The following is a 19,319-nucleotide window of genomic DNA, read 5'->3' as shown; positions in this document are numbered from 1 at the left end:
TTCACGTCACTCCGAACCCAGATGCCGATCGATCAGCTCGAACAACTCGTCGCCCGCCGCCGCGTCGACGAGCCCTGTTATGTCGGTGGCCGCCGGTCCGGGCCCGCCGTTCGCCTCGGGTGACCTCAACCGCAGGAGGATGTCGCCGAGGCGGTCCGTGATCACCGCCCGCGTCTCTTCGCTGAGATCGAGGGTGGTGAGCTCCGCTTCCCAGTCGCTGATCCCGGTCAGCACGGCCTCGCTGCGCTGCCTGGCCAGTTCCGAACTCAGATAGGTCGCCAGCCCGGCCGCGCCCGGGTGATCGAACAGCGTGGTGACCGGCAGCGGCACCGCCGTCGCGGCGACCAGGCGGTTACGCAGCTCCACCGCCATCAACGAGTCGAAGCCGAGGTCGAGCAGGCCCCGTTCGACACCGACCGACGTGGGTATCGGGTGGCCCATGACCTCGGCGATGTTCTCCCGGACCAGCTTCAGCAGCAGCCGTTGCCGTTCTGGCGGGGGTGCGCTGCGCAGCAACTCGGCGGAGGACCGGGACCGGTTCTCCGGCGCGGTCGCCGGATGCGGCCCGGGGGACACCAGAGTGTCCAGCAGGGGTGAGACCGGCGCCTCGCCGCGGGCCGCCCGGCGGCGCAGTTCCGGAAGATCGAGCCGGCTCAGCACCACGGCCGGAAGGCCGAGCCGGAGGCCGGCGTCGAACAGGCTCAGCGCCTCGGGAACGCGCATCGGGGTGACCCCGGCGCGGTCCATCCGGGCCCGGCCGGCGGCGTCGAGGTCGCCAGCCATACCCGTGTCGTCCCAGCGGCCCCAGGCCATGGCCACGGCCGGCAGCCCACGGGCCCGCCGGTAGCCGGCCAGGGCGTCGAGGAAGGCGTTGGCGGCCGAGTAGCCGGCCTGGCCACCGGCGCCGAGGGCGCCGCTGATCGACGAGACCAGGACGAACGCGGTCAGGGCGTGTTCGCGGGTGAGCTCGTGCAGCAGCCAGGCGCCGCGGGCCTTCGCCGCGAGAACCCGGGTCAGCCGGGCGCCGGTGAGCGACTGGAACATCCCGTCGTCGAGCACCCCGGCCGCGTGCACCGCCGCGGTCAGCGGATGCTCCGGCGGTATCCCGGCCAGCAGCGTCCGCAGGGCGTCGCGGTCACGGACGTCACAGGTGGCCGCCGTGACCGTTGCCCCCAGCGCGCCGAACTCGGCCGTCAGCCGGCTGCTCGCCGCCTCGTCCAGCGGGCGCCGGCCGACCAGCAGCAAGTGCCGCACGCCGTGGGCTTCGGCCAGATGCCGGGCCAGCGCTCGGCCGACGCCGCCGGTGCCACCGGTCACCAGCACCGTCCCGTCGGCCGGGAAGGCGACGTCCGCGATGCCGGTCGGCGGCGCCGCCGCGCGTTCCAGCCGCGGGACGCGCATCTCACCGCGCCGGAGCGCGAACTGCACCGCGCCGCTGCCGACGGCGGCGTCGAGCAGGCGAAGCGAAGCCGGATCGTCGTCGAGGTCGGCCAGCACGAACCGCCCGGGGTGTTCCTGCTGGGCCGCGCGGATCAGCCCCCACACGGCCGACTGGGCCACGCCGGACACCTCGTCGTCCGGGACGGCGGACACGGCCGACCGGGTGACCACGACCAGCCGGGAGCCGGCGCGGGCATCGTCCGCGAGCCAGGTCTGTGCCGTGCCGAGCACCGCGGCGGTCATCGTCTCGACCTGGTCTGCGTCCGGTCCGGTCTCGGGTAGCTCGACCGGCAGGTAGACGTCGCCCGCCACCGGGGCGCCGGACTCGAGCACCACGACGGACCGGCCGGCGTCCTCGATCCGGGCCGCCAGTCCGGTGTCCGGCCCGGTCACGACCAGGGCGCCGGCCTGCCCGGACCGGCCCGGTCGTGCGGTGGGCCAGGCGACGGTGAACATCGCGTCACCGGTCCGGGACCGCGGCACCACGAGGTGTTCCGGTGTGGCCTCGCGGGTGGTCACGGCGGCCACGGTCAGGATCGGTGTGCCGTCGGTGTCGGTCGCGCTCAGCGTCGCCGTGTCCGGGCCGGTGATCGAGACACGTACGCGGATCCGGGTCGCGCCGCGAGTGTGCAGCCGTACGCCCTGCCAGGAAAACGGCAGCCGTACCGGCCCGGACGCCGCCGCGGTCAACGGCTGGAACACCGCGTCGAGCAGGACGGGATGGATCTCGAAAGGCAAAGCCTCGGCTCGCGCCTGCTCCGGCAGTTCCGTCTCTACGAGCCAGTCGTCCCCGTCCCGCCACGCTCCCCGCAGACCCTGGAACGCCGGGCCGTAGCCGTAGCCGTGGGCCGCCAGGCGTTCGTACCAGCCGGTCAGGTCGACCGCCACAGCGCTCGCGGGCGGCCATAGCGGCGCCGTCCCCGCGCCGGAGTCAGGCTCGAAGGAAGCTCCGAGCGTTGCTTCCGCCACGAGCGTCCAGGGACCGTCGGCAGCGTCGGCGTCGTCGGGGCGGCAGTACAGGGTGGCCTTGCGGCGACCGGCCCGATCGGCCCCGGCCACCGCCAGCTGCAGCCGGAGGCCCCCGGTCTCCGGCAGGGCCACCGGCCGGTGCAGGGTCAGGTCCTCGATCGCGGACGACCGGGGATCCGCACCGGCCGTCAGGAACAGATCGACGACCGCCGCGCCGGGCAGCACCGGTACGCCGTGCACGGTGTGCTCGGCCAACCACGGATGGGTCTCCGTCGACACGAGTCCGGTGTGGACGACCGCGCCGTCGTCCTGGGCCAGCGGCAGGGCCGAGACCAGGAGGGGATGCCGGGTCGGATCGAGACCGGTCGCCGCCTCCGGGCGGCGCTCGGCCTGGGGGTGCAGCCAGTAGTCCCGGTGCTGGAACGCGTACGTGGGCAGGTCGACCGCGCGGACGTTCGTACCGTCGAAGAGCTCGCGCCAATCGGGCGCGACCCCGGTGGCGTAGAGCCGGGCCAGGGCGTGCAGCACCGTCTCCGTCTCCGGCTGTCCCGGATACAGCGACGGCACCACCGTTTCGTTCTCAGCGCCGGTGAGGTTGTGCCGGACCAGCCCGGTCAGCACTGCGTCTGGGCCGATCTCCAGGAACGCGGTGGTCCGCTCGGCGCGCAGGGTGGCGACGGCGTCGGCGAACCGGACGGTCGCGCGGGCGTGGCGTACCCAGTATTCCGATGAGGTCAGCTCGGACGGCTCCGCGATCTGGCCGGTGAGCTCGGAGACCACCGGTATCTTGGGGGCGCGGAAGGACAGCCCGGTCACGATCGACCGGAAGTCGTCGAGCATCGGGTCCATCGCCGGGGAGTGGAAGGCGTGACTGACCCGCAGCCGCCGGGTCGAGCGGCCCTGCCGCTCGAAGGCCCTGGCCAGGTCGAGGACCGTGGCTTCGTCGCCGGAGAGCACGACCGAGCCGGGCGCGTTGATCGCCGCCAGGGCGGCCTTGCCGTCGTGTCCGGTCAGCGCGGCCAGGGCTTCGTCCTCGGCCGCCGCTACTGCGATCATCGTTCCGCCGGCGGGCAGGGCCTGCATGAGCCGCGCACGTGCGGTGACGAGGGTGACGGCGTCGGGCAGGGAGAGGACACCGGCCAGGTGGGCGGCCGTGATGCCGCCGAGCGAGTGGCCGGTCACGATGTTGGGTCGTACGTCCCAGGACTCCCAGAGCCGGGCCAGCGCAACCTGGACGGCGAACAGGGCGGGTTGCGCGAACCGGGTCTCGTCGAGCAGCTCCGGCCGGGTGCGGATCACGTCGGACAGGTGGTGTCCGTCCAGGTCACCGACGAGGCCGGCGACCTCGTCGAAGCTGGTGGCGAAGACCGGGAACCGTTCGTGCAGCTCGGCGCCCATGCCGGCTCGCTGCGACCCCTGCCCGGAGAACAACCAGCCGACGCGTCCGTCGCCACCGGTCGCCGCGGTCGCCGGCTGCTCGCCGGCCAGGGCGGTCAGGCCGGTCAGCAACTCGTCCCGGGTGGTGGCGACCACCGCCGCGCGATGGGCCAGTGCCGCCCGCCGCGTCGCGGTGGACCAGCCCACCTCGGCCGGGGTCAGGCCCGGGTCGGCCGCGACGAACGCGCGCAGGCGGTCGGCCTGGGCCCGCAGCGCCTCAGGCGTGTACCCGGAGACCGGCACCGCGACCGGACGCTGCTCCGCGCCGGACGGCGGCGCCGTCCGCACGAGGGCCGGTTGTTCGAGGATGACGTGGGCGTTGGTGCCCGAGATCCCGAAGGACGAGACACCGGAGCGGCGTGGCCGGTCGCCGGTGCCCGGCCACGAACGGTTCTCGACGGCCAGCTCGACCGCTCCCGCGCTCCAGTCGACCTGGGTCGTCGGCCGGTCGACGTGCAACGTGCGCGGAACGGTTCCGTGGCGCATCGCCATGACCATCTTGATCACGCCGGCCATCCCGGCCGCCGCCTGCGCGTGCCCGAGGTTCGACTTCACCGAGCCCAGCAGCAGCGGGGCGCCGTCCGGGCCGCGCTGTTGTCCGTAGGTGGACAGCAGCGCCTGCGCCTCGATCGGATCCCCGAGCCGCGTTCCGGTCCCGTGTGCCTCCACGACGTCGACGTCGGCGGGCTCCAGCCGCGCGTCGGCCAGAGCGGCCCGGATCACCCGCTGCTGGGCCGGCCCGTTGGGCGCGGTCAGCCCGTTGGAGGCGCCGTCCTGGTTGACCGCGCTGCCGCGCAGGACGCCCCACACCTGATGGCCCAGCCGTACGGCGTCGGACAGCCGCTCCAGGACGACCACGCCGACGCCCTCGCCCCAGCCGGTGCCGTCACCCTGATCGGCGAAGGCCTTGCACCGGCCGTCGGCCGACAGGCCCTGCTGCCGGCTGAACTCGACGAAGGTGGACGGCGTGCCCATCACGGTGACGCCGCCGGCCAGCGCCAGCCCGCACTCCCCGCGCCGCAGCGACTGCGCGGCCAGGTGCATGGCGACCAGCGAGGACGAGCAGGCGGTGTCGATCGAGACCGCAGGACCACCCAGGCCCAGCACGTACGACACCCGCCCGGAGGCCACGCTGGGCGCGCTTCCGGTGCCGATGTGCCCCGCGAACCCGTCCGGTGCGGCCAGCATGAGCTGGGCGCCGTAGTCGTCGTACATCACGCCGGTGAAGACGCCGGTGTCGCTGCCGGCCAGCGACCGCGGGTCGATGCCGGCCCGCTCCAGCGCCTCCCACGACGTCTCCAGCAGCAGCCGCTGCTGCGGATCCATCGCCATCGCCTCACGCGGCGAGATGCCGAAGAAGTCCGCGTCGAACGCCGCCGCCCGCTCGAGGAATCCGCCCGCGCGGGCATGCGAGGTGCCGGGTCCGTCCGGGTCCGGCTCGAACAGCGACGCCAGATCCCAGCCACGGTCCACCGGGAAGTCGGAGATCGCGTCGCGGCCCGAGACGACCATGTCCCAGAGGTCCTCCGGGCTCTGGACCCCGCCCGGGAAGCGGCAACCGATACCGACGATCGCGATCGCCTCGTCCGGGCCGGCCCGATGGTTCGCGGGTACGCTCGCCGGAGTGTCCGCCGCACCGGGCGACAGCCGCGCCGCGAGCAGACCGGCCACCGCCGCGGGGCTCGGGTGGTCGAAGACGAGAGTCGCGGGCAGCCGCAGCCGCACGGCGTCGGCCAAGCGGTTGCGCAGCTCGACGGCCATCAGCGAGTCGAAGCCGAGATCCTTGAACGCCGCATCGGAATCCAGTCGCTGGTCCGGCGCCAGGCCGAGCACCGCGCGGACAGTGTCCAGAACCAGCTCCTGGAGCGTCTCCACGCGAACCGCGTCCTTGGTCACCGGCCGGGCCGTGGTGCCGGACCTTCGCCGCGGGGGCCGGTGGCGGACGAGGCCGCGCAGCACCGGCGGCAGGGCACCCGAACGGGCCTGCTCGTCGAGCACTGCCCGGTCGAAGTCGACCGGCACCAGGGCCGGGCTGTCGGCGCCGGCGTCACCGGCCGCGTCGAACAGTCCGAGCACCCGGTCCGTAGGCATCCACACGACACCGGCGCGGGTCCACCGGCTCCGGTCGCCGTTGTCCAGGTGCGACGTCATTCCGGTCGGCTGTTGCCACGGGCCCCACGCCAGCGACGTCGCCGGTTGATCGGCCTGGGCCCGGTGGCAGGCCAGGGCATCGAGGAAGGCGTTGGCAGCGGTGTAGGCACCCTGGCCGGGCGAGCCGAGGATCCCGGTCGCGGACGAGCACAGGAGGAAGGCCCGCAGCGGCTGGTCCGCGGTGAGCTCGTGCAGGTTCCAGGCGACGTCAACCTTGGAGCGCAGCACGGTGTCGAGCTGGGTGGCGGTCAGGGAGGTGAGTACGCCGTCGTCGAGCACCCCGGTCGACTGAACCACCGCAGTGAGGGGGTGCCGGGGTGCGATGCCCGCGAGCAGGGCCGCTACCGCTGGGCGGTCGGCCAGATCGCAGTCGGCCACCCGCACGTGTGCGCCCTGCGCCGAGAGCTCGGCGACCAGGGACGCGGTGGCCGCCGCGGTACGGGCGTGGCGGCTGGCCAGCAGCAGGTGACGGACGCCGTGCCGGGCGACGAGCCGCCGGGCCAGCAGCGCCCCGAGCCCGCCCACGCCGCCGGCGATCAGCACGGTGCCGTCGGGGTCCAGGCGTCCGGCCCACGAGTCCGCCGTCGCTTCCCCGGCGGACCCGGGCGTGACGGGCACGAGCCGGGGTACGTAGGCGATGGCGTCGCGGACGGCGAACTCGGGTTCGCCGATGTCGATCAGCACCGTGATCAGGCCGCCGGCGCTGCCGTCGGTGTCGGCGAGCAGGATCCGGCCGGGATGTTCGGATCGGGCCGTACGCACCAGCCCACGGACGGCCGCTGCCACCAGATCCTCCGGCTCGGTTCCGGTGACGGTGACCGACCCGCGGGTAATGAACAGTAGACGGCTATCGTCGAACCGGGTGTCGGACAGCAAGCTCCGCAGCGTCGACAGGGTGGCATCCGTGGCTTCGCGCACCCCACGGGGAACGTCGTCGTGGTCGGGCGAGGCCGGCTGACGTACGACCAGGACATCGGGCACCGCGGTCCCGCCGTCGATCGCGGCCAGCAACGCTGCGACATCGTGATAGCGGGCGGCCTCGGTGAACTCGTCGTCCGCCTCCCCGACGAGCGCCCAGCGGCTCAGCTCGCCGGCGGCTGCTGCGGGCGCCGCAACGGGCTGCCAGTCGAGCCGGAAGAGCCCGGCCGGCGTGGTGTCCGCGGGTACGGGCCCGGCGGCCGTCATCGGGCGGGTGGCCAGCTCGGTGATGACCGCCACGGGTTCGCCGGCCGGGTCGGCGGCGAGCACCTCGATGGTGTCCGGTCCGGTGCGGCGTATGCGTACCCGCATGGCGGTGGCACCCGTGGCCAGCACCTGCACGCCGGTCCAGCTGAACGGCATTGACGTCGGTTCCGCGTCACCGTCGAGCCGCGCGGCCGCCGGGAGGGCGTGCAGAGCCGCGTCGAGCAGGATCGGGTGCAGGAGGTAGCCCGTGGCCTGATCGCGCAGGCCGTCCGGCAGCTCGACCTCGGCGAAGAGGTCGCCGTCGCGCTCCCACAGGGCGCGCAGGCCCTGGAAGGCCGGTCCGTACTCGTGGCCGAGCTCCGTCAGTGCGGGGTAGACGTCGGTGGTGTCCAGCCGTCGGCTGCCGGCGGGGGGCCAGACCGTCAGGTCGTCCGAGTCGTCGGGAACGGGACCGTCGGCGGTGGACGCGAGCAAACCGGAGGCGTGTTCGGTCCACCCGTCGTCGACGGCGGAGTACACCCGGACCTCGTGCGTCCCGGACGGGCCGGTCGGCCGGACGGTCACCTGCAAGCGGATCGGGCGGTCGGCCGGCACCGCCAGCGGCGCGGTCAGCGTCAGTTCGCGGATCTGAGCCGCGCCGACCTCGTCGCCGGCGCGGGCCACCATCTCCAGCAGTGCTGAACCGGGCACCAGCGGCACGCCAGCCACGCGGTGGTCGGCCAGCCAGGGGTGCGAGGCCAGGGCCAACCGGCCGGTGAGCAGTACGCCTTCCCCGTCGGCCAGGTCGACCGAGGCGCTCAGCAGTGGGTGCCCGGCGACGTTCTGGCCCAGCGAGCCGGGCCCGGAGTGCCCGGGTCGGGGGAGAAGCCAGTAGTGGCGGTGCTGGAAGGCGTACGTGGGCAGGTCGGCCCGGACCGCCCCGGTGCCGGCGAACAACGCCTCCCAGCGCAACGGCAACCCGTGGACGAAGGCGGTGGCCAGGCTCGTGAGCAGGCGCCGCGGTCCACCGTCGTCACGTTTGAGCGAACCGAGCACCGCCGGTCGGGTGGCCCGGGCCGGCGCCTCCTGGTCGATGCTGTCCTGGATGGCCGGCAGCAGCACCGGGTGCGGGGACACCTCGACGAAGGTCCCGAAGCCGGCGTCCAGCAGGCTCCCGGTGGCCTCGGCGAAGCGTACCGGCTGACGCAGATTGTCGTACCAGTACCGTGCGTCCAGCGCCGTCGGGCCGATCCAGTCTCCGGTGAGCGTGGAGAACATCGGCACGTCCGGGACGCGCGGGCGGATCGGCTCGAGCGCGTCCAGCAGGGCGGCCCGGATCCGCTCGACGGCGTGGCCGTGCGAGGCGTAGTCCACCGCGATCCGGCGCGTGCGTACGCCATCCCGGTCGCACTGCTCGACCAGCTCGTCCAGTCCGCGCGGATCACCGGAGACGACCACCGAGGCGGGCCCGTTCGACGCCGCCAGCGTCAACCTCGCCGGCCACCCCGCCAAGCGCCGCTCGGCCTCGTCCGCCGTGGTCTCCACCGCCACCATGCCACCGGCGCCTGCCAGTTGCGCGGCGATCAGCCGGCTGCGCCGGGCGACCACCAGGGCCCCGTCCTCGAGGCTCAACGCGCCCGCGACGCAGGCCGCGGCGATCTCGCCCTGGGAATGCCCCACGACCGCGTCCGGCTCCACCCCGGCGGCGCGCCACAGCGCGGCGAGCGAGACCATGACCGCCCACAGGGCCGGCTGGACGACGTCCGGCCGGGTCAGCGCGTCAGCACCCGTGTACCGCAGCGCGTCCCGCAGTGACCAGTCGACGTGCGGGCGTAGCGCCCGCTCGCACTCGTCCATCCGTGCGGCGAAGAGCGGCGATCGTTCCCACAGCTCCACGGCCATGCCCGGCCACTGCGATCCCTGTCCGGAGAAGACCAGGACGGTCCGGCCGCGCTGCCCCTCGGTGCGGGCCACGCCGGTCACCACACCGGCCGCCGTCCCGGCCTGATCCGGGGCGCTCAGCCGGCCCAGCCCGGCCGGCACGTCGCCGGGCTCGCCGGCCAGCACGACGGCCCGGTGGCCGAGCGCCGCACGGGTGACCGCCGTCGACCAGCCGAGGTCGGCCGGTGTCAGGCCCGGATCGGCCGCGTAGGCCCGGAGTCGGGCAGCCTGGTCGCGTAGCGCTTCAGGGCTGGTCCCGGACACCGGGACCAGCACCGGGCCGCCGGTGACGAGCGGCGGCCCGGCCCACCTGGCTCCGCCCGGCTCCGCCGGCTGCGGTGCCGCCTGTTCGAGGATGACGTGCGCGTTGGTGCCGGAGATGCCGAACGCCGAGACGGCCGCCCGGCGGGGCCGGTTCCCCGTCGCCGGCCAGCGGCGGTTGCCGCTGGCGAGCTCCACCGCGCCCGCGGTCCAGTCGACCTTGGTGCTGGGCCGGTCGACGTGCAGGGTCCGGGGGACGGTGCCGTGCCGCATCGCCATGACCATCTTGATGACTCCGGCGACGCCGGCGGCCGCCTGGGTGTGACCCAGGTTCGACTTCACCGATCCCAGCAGCAACGGGTTGTCGCGGTCCTGGCCGTAGGTAGCCAGCAGGGCCTGCGCCTCGATCGGGTCGCCGAGCCGGGTTCCGGTTCCGTGCGCCTCCACGGCGTCGACGCCGGACGGTTCCAGCCGTGCGTCGGCCAGAGCGGCCCGGATGACCCGTTGCTGCGCGGGGCCGTTGGGGGCGGTCAGCCCGTTGGACGCGCCGTCCTGGTTCACCGCGGTGCCGCGTACGGTCGCCCAGATCTTGTGCCCGTGCTGGACGGCGTCGGACAGCCGTTCGAGGACGACGACGCCCACGCCCTCGCTCCAACCGGTGCCATCGGCCTGTTCGGCGAACGACTTGCACCGCCCGTCCGGCGCCAGTCCGCGCTGACGGCTGAACTCGACGAATGTCGAGGGGGTGGCCATCACGGTGACCCCGCCGGCCAAGGCCAGGCCGCACTCGCCACGGCGCAACGACTGCACCGCCAGGTGGATCGCCGTCAGCGACGAGGAACAGGCGGTGTCCATCGACACGGCCGGGCCTTCCAGACCCAGCACGTACGACACCCGGCCAGATGCCACGCTGGGCGCGCTCCCGGTGCCGATGTGTCCTTCGAAACCCTCCGGTACAGCGGGCTGGAGCCGGGAACCGTAGTCGTCGTACATGATCCCGGTGAACACCCCGGTGTCACTGCCGGCGAGCGATCGCGGATCCAGGCCGCCGCGTTCCAGCGCCTCCCACGACGTCTCGAGCAGCAGGCGCTGCTGCGGATCCATGGCAAGGGCCTCACGCGGCGAGATGCCGAAGAACTCGGCGTCGAAATCGGCCGCCTGCTTCAGAAAACCGGCTTCGCGGGCGTACGAGGTTCCGGGGTGATCCGGGTCCGGATCGAACAGGCCGGCCAGGTCCCAGCCGCGGTCCTGCGGGAAGTCCGAGATGCCGTCACGTCCGGCGAGGACCATGTCCCAGAGGTCTTCGGGGCTCGCGACCCCGCCCGGGAACCGGCATCCGATGCCGACGATCGCGATGGGCTCGTTTGCGTCGCCCGTCTCGTCCGGCTGGTCCGGCCCGGCGTCGGCCCCGGCGGGTTCGGGCGCCCGGCTGCTGTCGGGCAGCAGTTGCGCGGTCAGCAGGCCCGCGACCGCCGCGGGCGTGGGATGGTCGAAGACCAGGGTCGCGGGCACCCGCAGACCGGTCGCCGTCTGCAGCCGGGCCTTGAACTCGATCGCCATCAACGAGTCGAAGTCGACGTCCGTGAACGCGTCGTCGAGATCCAGGTCCGGCTGCTCGGACAGTTCGGCGACCAGATCGCGGACCAGGCGGCGGAGCACCTCGATGCCGTCGGCCCGGGGCATCGACGACAGCCGGTCGCGGAGCAGGATGGCAGGATCCGGCCCGGTGTCCCGATCGGCCGTGGGCTGGTCGGGCACCGTGGCGCCGCTGTCGCCCGGATAGTCGTCCCGCAACCGGTTCTTGTCGAGCTTTCCGGCTCCGTTGCGCGGCAGGACGTCGGCGAACACCAGCCGGGTGGGCAGCTTGTACGCGGCTAGGTGACCAGCGGCGTGGGTCCGCAATTCGTCCAGGGTCGGCGGCGGTCCGTCGCCGGCGCTGACCACGACGGCCGTCACCGCCTCGCCCCGGAGCGGATCGTCGGTGCCGATCACGGCCACCTCGAGGACGCCGGGATGGCGGGTCAGGACGTGTTCGACCTCGGCCGGCAGGACGTTCTCCCCGGCCACGATGATCATGTCCTTGAGCCGGTCGACGATGTAGTAGAAGCCGTCCTCGTCCCGGTGACCGATGTCGCCGCTGTGGAACCAGCCGTCCGCGTCGAAGGCGGCGGCTGTGGTCGCGGGGTCGCGCCAGTAGCCGGCGGTCACGTTCGGGCCGCGTACGCACAACTCGCCGCGGCGCCCCGCCTCGGTGATCTCCTCCCCGGTGCGCGGGTCGACCAGGCGTATCTCGGTGAACGGCATGGGCGAGCCGGCCGACCCGGTCTTGTCGCGGGTGCGAGCGGCGGGCAGGGTGGTGGCCAGGGGCGCCGTCTCGGTGAGGCCCCACGCCTGTTGCAACAGCACCCCGTGCGCGGCGTACAGCTCGATCAGGCTCGGAGGCACCGGTGCGCCGGCCACCACGGCACATCGCAGGGCGGAGAGGTCGGCGTCGGCGAAGCCGGGCGTGCGGGCCAGCGCCGCGTACATCGCGGGTACCGCGAAGAGCGCGTTGACGCGGTGCTCGACCAGGTCATGCAAGGCCTGGGCGGGGTCGAACGTCCGGCTCAGGACGGTGGCACCGCCGCGGGTCAGGGTGTGCAGGGCGAAACAGGCCAGGGCGCCGATGTGGAACAGCGGGGCGATCGCCAGGTTGGTGTCGCCGGGCCGGATGCCGAGGGCGGAATCGATGTTCAGCCCGTTCCACCAGAGGTTGCCGTGCGACAGGATCACGCCCTTGGGGCGCCCGGTCGTGCCCGAGGTGTACATGAGTACGGCGACGTCGCCGCTGTGGCGTTCGACCGGGATCCGAGCCGGCGGGGTGTCGGGGAGGGCGGCGCTCAGCCTCTCCCAGTGGGCGGCGGGATCGCCGGTGACCGGGACGGCCGGGTCGTCGTCGGCCAACAGCAGCCGGCGGGCCGGCAGCTGTGCCGGGGCCGCGTCGAGCTGACGCTGGTGTCCGGGTTCCGCCACCATCGTGTGCGCTTCGCAGGCGACCAGGACGTCGGCCACCTCCTCGGCGGTGAGCCGGTGGTTGAGTGGGACGAAGATCGCGCCGAGCCAGCAGCTGGCGAGGTAGGTGATCAGGAATGTCGGGCTGTTCAATCCCAGGTACGCGACCCGGTCGCCGTCGCGCACGCCGCCGGACGCGAGCGTTTCGGCCAGTCGGCCGGCGGCCTCGGTGAGTTCGCGGTAGGACAGCTCGCGACCCTGGTAGAGCAGCGCGGTCGCGGAGCCGTCGGTCCCGGCGAGTCGTCGTACCGCCGTTGCCGGGTTGATGTCGACCGGCGTCACCGCTGAACGGCCTCGCGTCGCGACCGGGCGACAGCGAAGTTGACGGTACGGATCTTCGAAGTCATGTCCACCTCAGACTTCCGGGATCGCGGTCGGCCGGTCAGGGCAGCACCGGGGTGCTGGCCGATCGCTCGATGTCACGCAAGCGGCCGTCGATGTGCTGCAGGATCTGCGCCTGGTGCCGCAGCAGGAAGAAGTGCCCACCGGAGAAGACCTGGAAATCGAACTCACTGGTGGTCTGTTCCTGCCAGGCCTTGGCGTCGTCGACTGACACCCACGGGTCGTCGTCGCCGGTCATCGCGGTGAGCGGGTAGCCGAGCGTGGGGCCGGGTCGGTATCGGTGGGTCTCCTCGGCGGTGAAGTCGTTGCGCGCGATCGGCAGGATCATCCGCAGCATCTCGTCGTCGTCGAGGAATCGCTCGTCGGTGGCCTGGAACTTGCGCAGCACCCGGACCAGGCGCTCGTCGTCCAGGCGGTGCACGCCCCGCGGTTGGCCCCGGCCCGGAGCGTGGTGGCCGGAGGCGATGAACCACGCCGGCTGCTGGATCGTCCGGTCGTCGGCGAGGCGTTTGGCGACCTCGAGACCGAGTACCGAGCCCATGCTGTGCCCGAAGATCGCCCACGGTAGGTCCGACGATCGGGCTAGCTCGTCGACGATCGGCTCGACCATCGCCTGCAGGTCGTCGACCAGGGGCTCGGCCCGGCGTTCCTGCCGGCCCGGGTACTGCACGGCGAGCACCTCGACCGTCGGGGAGAGCCGGTTCGCCCACGGCACGAAGAAGCTGGCTGAACCACCGGCGTGTGGGAAGCAGATCAGTCGAGTCCGGGCCGCCGGAGACGGCCGATACCGTCGCAGCCACGTCCCCGCGGACACGGTCATCGTCGCTCCTTCCGGACAGAAAACCTGTCGCACAGTCTCGTCCGCTCCGCGACGGCCCAATATCACCAAGGTGAGTAGTCTTACCCGGATAAAAGCGAGCTGAAGACTTAATTACTCCCGAACCGGTCATTTCGCGTTCCTGCCTTTATGGCGGCGTGTTCCCACTCGGCTTCCAGCTGCCGCACGACCAGCCGGTTCTCCGGCTCGGTCAGCCGGTAACGTCGTCGGGCCCGGTTGGCCTCGTAGTCAGCGCGTTCCAGCCGCTGCACCCAGATCCGCTCCAACGCGGTCCGGTCGACTTCGACCTGAGCGAACGCGGCCAGCGACACGTCCAGGCTGGCCGGCGCCATCGCGGCCAGCACCTGGACGGTGACGTACTCGTCCAGGCAGGCGCCAGCCAGCTGCTGGCAGCGGTCCCCGCCATAGTGCGCCAGTTCCCAGTCGCACCGGTAGACATACTGCGGCTGGCCGGCGCTCTCGCTGCGATAGCCGACCGTCATCCGCTTACCGCACCGGCCGCAATGCACCAGCCCGGACAGTAACGCCGACCCATTGCGGGCCGATCCGGGCGTGGCCGCGGAACTACGGTTGGCCTCCAACCTGGCTAGATTACGGCGCCACTGCTCGACGCTGATATACCCCGGAAGCCTGTCCGGCAGGAACACCAGCCAGTCGGCCGGATCGTTGAGGACCCGCTCCCGGTGTCGTCCGGCGCGGAACTCGCTGCGCTTACGCCCGTAGGCGTAGATCCCGGCATAGATCGGATTACGGATCATGTTCCGCAGGATCGTGCGGTTCGGCCGGTGCCAGCCCAGTTCCCCGCGCTCCGGGCCGCGCAGCTCACGGACGCCGATCTCGATCCCGTGGGCCACCACCGACCTCGTCCGAGCCTTCGAACACCTCAACGCGCTACCCGAACCCGTTCCCTGACAACGGAATCCGCCGCACCAACAACCGGACCATGGAGTAACCCCGCCAACGGCCGGGCGACACCGCCTGCCCGCAACCACATCACCAGGGCCAAAACCACCACGACCAGCAAACCCGACCAACCACCCGGCTTAATGAAAGACGGAGGTTAGCTCCAGGCCGGCCAAGATTCCATTCTCTACTACGAGCCGCGCCACCCGGCCAACGATCGTCTTGACACCGAGCGGCGCCAAAACTCCTGTCTTGTCGGCGGTCGGCACCCACCTTCTCGGCAGGCATCGGCCCACTCGGCTGGGATCTCAGAGAATGGGTGACGCGGAGAAGCGAGCGTCAGAGCGTGCCGCCGGCGGACCCCCGGATCGCCGCGGCGACGAGTTCGCGCGCGCGATCGATGGGGACCGGCACGGTCGGGGCGGTCAGGTACCACAGGTGTTGGGCCTGCCGGTCCATTCCGCCGGGGATCGGGGGTATGTAGGCGGTGACGTAGATGGGGGTGCCGGGTTCGATGCGCCAGCTGTCCCGCAGGTCTCCGGTGTCGAGGATGTCGAAGCCCAGCTTGTTGATCAGGGAGATCACCTGCTGTTTGGCTTCCCGGTCATTGCCGGCGATCGGCACGGTGAGACGCTCGGTGGAGCCGGGCGGCCGGGATCCGTTGGCCAGCGACGCGTACCCGAGGGTGTTGAACGCCTTCACCACTCGGGAATCAGCCAGGTGGTCCTGTACGAGGCTGCTCGAGGTGAACCGCAACTCGTCCAGGGCGGCAAGGCGACCGTCACGTTCGGGGTAGTAGTTCATCGTGTCGATGACGATTTTGCCGGCAAGATCTACTGTGGACAGTGAGCGGTAGGCGTGCAGCGGGATGGTTGCCACCACAAGGTCCGCCTCAGCGGCCACCTGGGCGGCCGAGACTGCCCGGGCTCGTGGGCCGAGCTCCGCGGTCATCTCCGTCAGGGACTCGGGCCCACGCGAGTTGCTGAGCAGCACGTTGATGCCGGCGTTCGTCGCCAGCTTGGCGAGCCGGGAGCCGATCATTCCGGTACCGATCAGTCCCAGGGTTTCTGTTGGCAAGGTTCCTCCTTGAAGCGTTGGCAAAGGCTCGGCGCGGTCAAGTAGGGATGTCTCGTAGCCCGGTGAGCGTCTGGTTCGGACGGTGGTTGATCATGTCTGGGTGCAGGTGTTCTCGGCTGCTCGTACGAGCTGATCCATCCGTTCACCGGGCTACGCCCGGCGCAGTTCCACCGCCTGGTACGGCTGGTCGCACGCCGGGACGGTGACACGATCGCCGACGGCCGTCCCGGCCGTCCGTGGGCGTTGACCCTGCCGGATCGAGCGTTGCTGGTGGCCGTGGACTGGCGTACGAACCTGACCATGCGCCAGATCGGCCCTGTTCGAGGTCTCGCACTCCGCCGCCCACCGGGTCATCGACACCCTCGGACCACCGCTCGCCCTCGCACCGGTGCGCCGCCGCCCGCAAGACCAGGTCGCGATCGTCGACGGCACTTTGATCCCGACCCGCGACCACCGCCTCGCCACGCTGAGCAAGAACTACCGCTACCCAGCGAACCCGCACGTCGCCATCGACGCCGAAACCCAGCTGGTCATTGCGCTGGGCGACCGGGCTCGCCCGCATCGTCACCGACGACCCCCACATCCCCGCCGTACCCATCATCGTCCTCGACCGGGCAACCGTAACGACACGATCGTCTACCGCAGCAGCGGCATCGATCAGAAACTCGCGGGGCGGGAGGTGACGGCCGACGGCGGGTACCGCGGCAACTCGTAGGTGATCATCCCGTACCGCAAAACCCGCGACGGCAGCGAGTTACCAGCGTGGAAACAGGACTACAACACCGGACACCGCAAGATCCGCGCCCGCGTCGAACACGCCCTGGCCAGGCTGAAGACCGACACGGTCCTGCGCGACTACCGCCGCGCCGGCCGCACTCCCGCGGTTACCGCAGCCGGGATCGTCCACCTTCACAACATCGCCCTGGCCGGCCGACCCCGGAAACCACCACGCGGAACCACGCCGTAATCGAGTTACAAGACATCCCCTAAATGATGCCTCCGTGAGACTCATTCACATTCGAGGATCTGGCGCCGCCGGGAATGTGGATCATCGTCGTTACATCGGCTGTGTGACTGACCGTGGCCGACATGAGCGCACGGGGTGCAATGCCGTAGGCGACTGACGACACTTGATGAGCCCGTCGTGGCGACCACCCAAAGGGCCGAGGGGGCAACGTGGACGTTTTGACTGGTAGTTCAACGGACCAGGGAATGGATGCCAGAAGCGACGCAGCCAGCCTATTCGACGATGCTTTGTTCGGTGGTTAACAGCAGTTCGGTCTTGGACCGATCGAGGAAGTTTTCCTCATCCGCCGCAACGGTCTGCTGGTACGCAACTGATTGGAACATGTCGATGACATCTACCGGGTTGTCAAGCCAGATCTCCGCAACGCCGTCACAACCTAGCAGCGGCAGGCCGGGCGGGAGGTCACCGAGGCGATACTGCTGAGTGTATCGACGAACGCGGGATGTGAAGTCGGGCAGCGATCGTAACAGGGGGGCGTGCGTGTCTCGCCAATAGGACACGAACTCGTCGGGAGAGAGGTCGGGACGACGAAACAGGTGGACAGAAGCCTTGATCATGTTCTTGCCTCCCACGCCCGGCACCCCGCCGGACAGCTACCTGCAACACTAGTGTTGCAGGTAGCTGTCGTCAAGATTGCTTGAGTCCCGACAGCAAGGTGTGCGCCAGCAGCTCTGCTGATTCCGCTGCGGTGGCGCCGGTTCTCTTCATGTGCGCCTCGGCCTCATGCAGCAGTCCGAGGTAGACGCCCAGCACCCAGTCGGTTCGCATGCTGCTGTCGATCAGCCCCGCGGACTGGGCTCCGCTGAACAGCGTTGTCAGGCGGGACAGGATGTGTTCGTCCGGAACCGCGATGCCCGCTCCTGAAGCCGCGACGTGCAGAGTGAATCTCCAATCCGCCTTGACCCGCAGCGTCCGTTCCGCGAGATCGACCAGACCCTCGCGGTCGAGACCCCGACTCTCCACCTGATCGAGGATGGTGGCGAAGCGCGCCTGGACGGTCGCGGCCAGCGCCTCGATCAGGTGGGCCCGGGAGTTAAAACGTCGATACACCGTCGTGCGGTTAACGCCTGCGACGTCAGCGATCTGCGCGAGCGAGGCTCGAGGATCCGCCGACCAGGTACGCTCGGCCGCGATCAGAATCTCCTCGGCCGACCTCACCGAGTCGGCGCGTTTGGCGTTGAATCCGTTCGCAACCTCGTGCCGCGTCTCCACCTGACACAAGATACAGATTGCGAGGACGAGTGGTCGCGCGCGCAGCTTTCGGCGCTCGGGGCCTCAAGAAGACGTCTGATTAAAGTATTTTGTGGGTTATGTGATTTGGGGGTTTCGCCAGGTTGGGGTGGTTTCGTCGGTGAGGCGTCGGGTGAGGTTGTCGATCATGGCGATGGTGATCATGCTGGCGGAATCCGTGCGCGGAACCCGCATCGCAACACCGAGGTCTGGGAGACGACTGCCGTTCGCGCGATCCTCCAGAACCCCCGCTACACCGGTCGGCAGGTCTGGAATCGCGTCCGCACAGACGAAGTCCTGCTCGATGTCGAGGACATCGCGCTCGGCCACGAGAACCGGCGCCGCTGGAACCACCCGAGCGAATGGATCTGGTCGAAGATTGAAGCGCACCCTCCGCTGATCTCGACTGACCTCTACGAGCGGGCCCAGCAAACCGTCAAGGCGCGCGGTACAGCTGGCGAGGCGGGGAAGGCGCCCCGCCGCAGTGGCAATCCCTACCTCTTCCGCGGCCTGCTCCGCTGCGGCGTCTGCGAACGACGTATGGCGGGAAGCGTCAATCACGGACGCATCTACTACCGCTGCAAGGCGCCGCGCGACTACGTCCGTCAGCACGGCATTGCCCACCCGCCCGTGCTCTACGTCCGCAAAGACGCGATCGCCAACCCGGTCGACCAGTTCCTCACCGAGGAACTCGGCGGCGGCCGACTCGCCGGGACTCTTCGCCAGATCGCCGAGGCAGCCACCGGGCAGCCCTCGCCGAGCATCAGAAGAACGACGAGGCGCCGAAGCTGCGGGAGGAGATCGCGGACTGCGACGCCAAGATCGTCAGATATCGGACCGCGCCCGACGCCCGGGGAGCCCCCGTCCTCGTCGCTGGCTGGATCACCGAGACGACGGCGCTGAAGAAGGCGGCTCAGGCGCGGCTCGGACTCACCGAAGTGCCGCCAGAGCGGATGTCAGAAGATCAGATTGCCGCGATCGTGGACGCCTTCGGCGGACTGCTCGGTCTGCTCAAGCGGGCAAACCCGCAGGACCGTGCAGAGATCTACACGAGAATCGGCTTGGAGATGGCCTACCGTCCCGGAGCCGGGACGGTGATCGCGGAGGTCCGGTCGAAGATCGACCGTGTACCTGCGTGGTGTCCGAGGCCCAACAGAAGTGTTACGCACACCGTTGTTGCGATTCGCGAGCTGGTGGCTCTCTCGTAGTTCCGTTCGTCGTAGCGGTTCGACTGTCCCCTGTGGGCGTTGGTCCTACTGGCGTGCCACCGGGTGGGAGAGGGCGGAGATGGCGCCGACCACGACTCCCCTGACGGATTACCTGGCCATTGCAGGCATCGCGGCACATTTGGATATCTCTGTGTGATTAGGACTGTCGGTTTCACGCCCTTCGACCCTTGTGTGACTACCAGTTGTATATAGGGGTGGCGCGGTGAGTTAAGCACTCCTTAAAGTCGCCGCTGCACAGCTTCATACACGGGGGAGGGCT

Annotated in this window: 7 protein-coding genes and 1 pseudogene; 2 read left to right on the top strand and 6 right to left on the bottom strand. The window is 70.8% G+C overall.

The features are described from left to right. Positions 1-6: 6 nt before the first annotated feature. The 4 genes from ACGFIO_RS42085 to ACGFIO_RS42070 form a co-directional block, all read right to left on the bottom strand. A complete protein-coding gene (locus ACGFIO_RS42085) occupies positions 7-12,696 on the bottom strand; it encodes an SDR family NAD(P)-dependent oxidoreductase (protein ID WP_392836325.1) in 12,690 nt (4,229 codons plus the stop codon). 100 nt (positions 12,697-12,796) lie between these two features. After that, positions 12,797-13,576: a thioesterase II family protein gene (locus ACGFIO_RS42080; protein WP_392836322.1), complete on the bottom strand. Its 780-nt coding sequence runs from the start codon at positions 13,574-13,576 to the stop codon at positions 12,797-12,799. Between the two features lie 107 nt (positions 13,577-13,683). Then, positions 13,684-14,448: a recombinase zinc beta ribbon domain-containing protein gene (locus ACGFIO_RS42075; RefSeq protein ID WP_392836319.1), complete on the bottom strand. Its 765-nt coding sequence runs from the start codon at positions 14,446-14,448 to the stop codon at positions 13,684-13,686. Between the two features lie 388 nt (positions 14,449-14,836). Continuing rightward, a complete protein-coding gene (locus tag ACGFIO_RS42070; protein ID WP_392836317.1) occupies positions 14,837-15,598 on the bottom strand; it encodes an NADPH-dependent F420 reductase in 762 nt (253 codons plus the stop codon). Positions 15,599-15,674: 76 nt separating this feature from the next. Between ACGFIO_RS42070 and ACGFIO_RS42065 the strand changes: the two are divergent. Next, positions 15,675-16,541: pseudogene (locus ACGFIO_RS42065) on the top strand (transposase family protein). Positions 16,542-16,813: 272 nt separating this feature from the next. On the opposite strand, the gene ACGFIO_RS42060 reads toward ACGFIO_RS42065, so the two are convergent. Together ACGFIO_RS42060 and ACGFIO_RS42055 are read right to left on the bottom strand one after the other, a co-directional pair. Further along, on the bottom strand, positions 16,814-17,173 hold the full coding sequence (locus tag ACGFIO_RS42060; protein WP_392836314.1) for an EthD domain-containing protein: 360 nt from the start codon (positions 17,171-17,173) through the stop codon (positions 16,814-16,816). Positions 17,174-17,228: 55 nt separating this feature from the next. Then, positions 17,229-17,813, bottom strand: coding sequence for a TetR/AcrR family transcriptional regulator (locus tag ACGFIO_RS42055; RefSeq protein WP_392836311.1), 585 nt, complete (start codon positions 17,811-17,813; stop codon positions 17,229-17,231). A 192-nt stretch (positions 17,814-18,005) separates the two neighbouring features. Here ACGFIO_RS42055 and ACGFIO_RS42050 point away from each other — a divergent pair, with 192 nt between their 5' ends. Beyond that, positions 18,006-18,734: a recombinase family protein gene (locus ACGFIO_RS42050; RefSeq protein WP_392836357.1), complete on the top strand. Its 729-nt coding sequence runs from the start codon at positions 18,006-18,008 to the stop codon at positions 18,732-18,734. Positions 18,735-19,319: the final 585 nt, after the last annotated feature.

It is taken from the genome of Actinoplanes sp. NPDC049265, assembly GCF_043197135.1.
Lineage (GTDB): Bacteria > Actinomycetota > Actinomycetes > Mycobacteriales > Micromonosporaceae > Actinoplanes.
The sequence above is the reverse complement of the archived record's forward strand: the minus strand, read 5'-3'. Positions and strand labels throughout refer to the sequence as shown.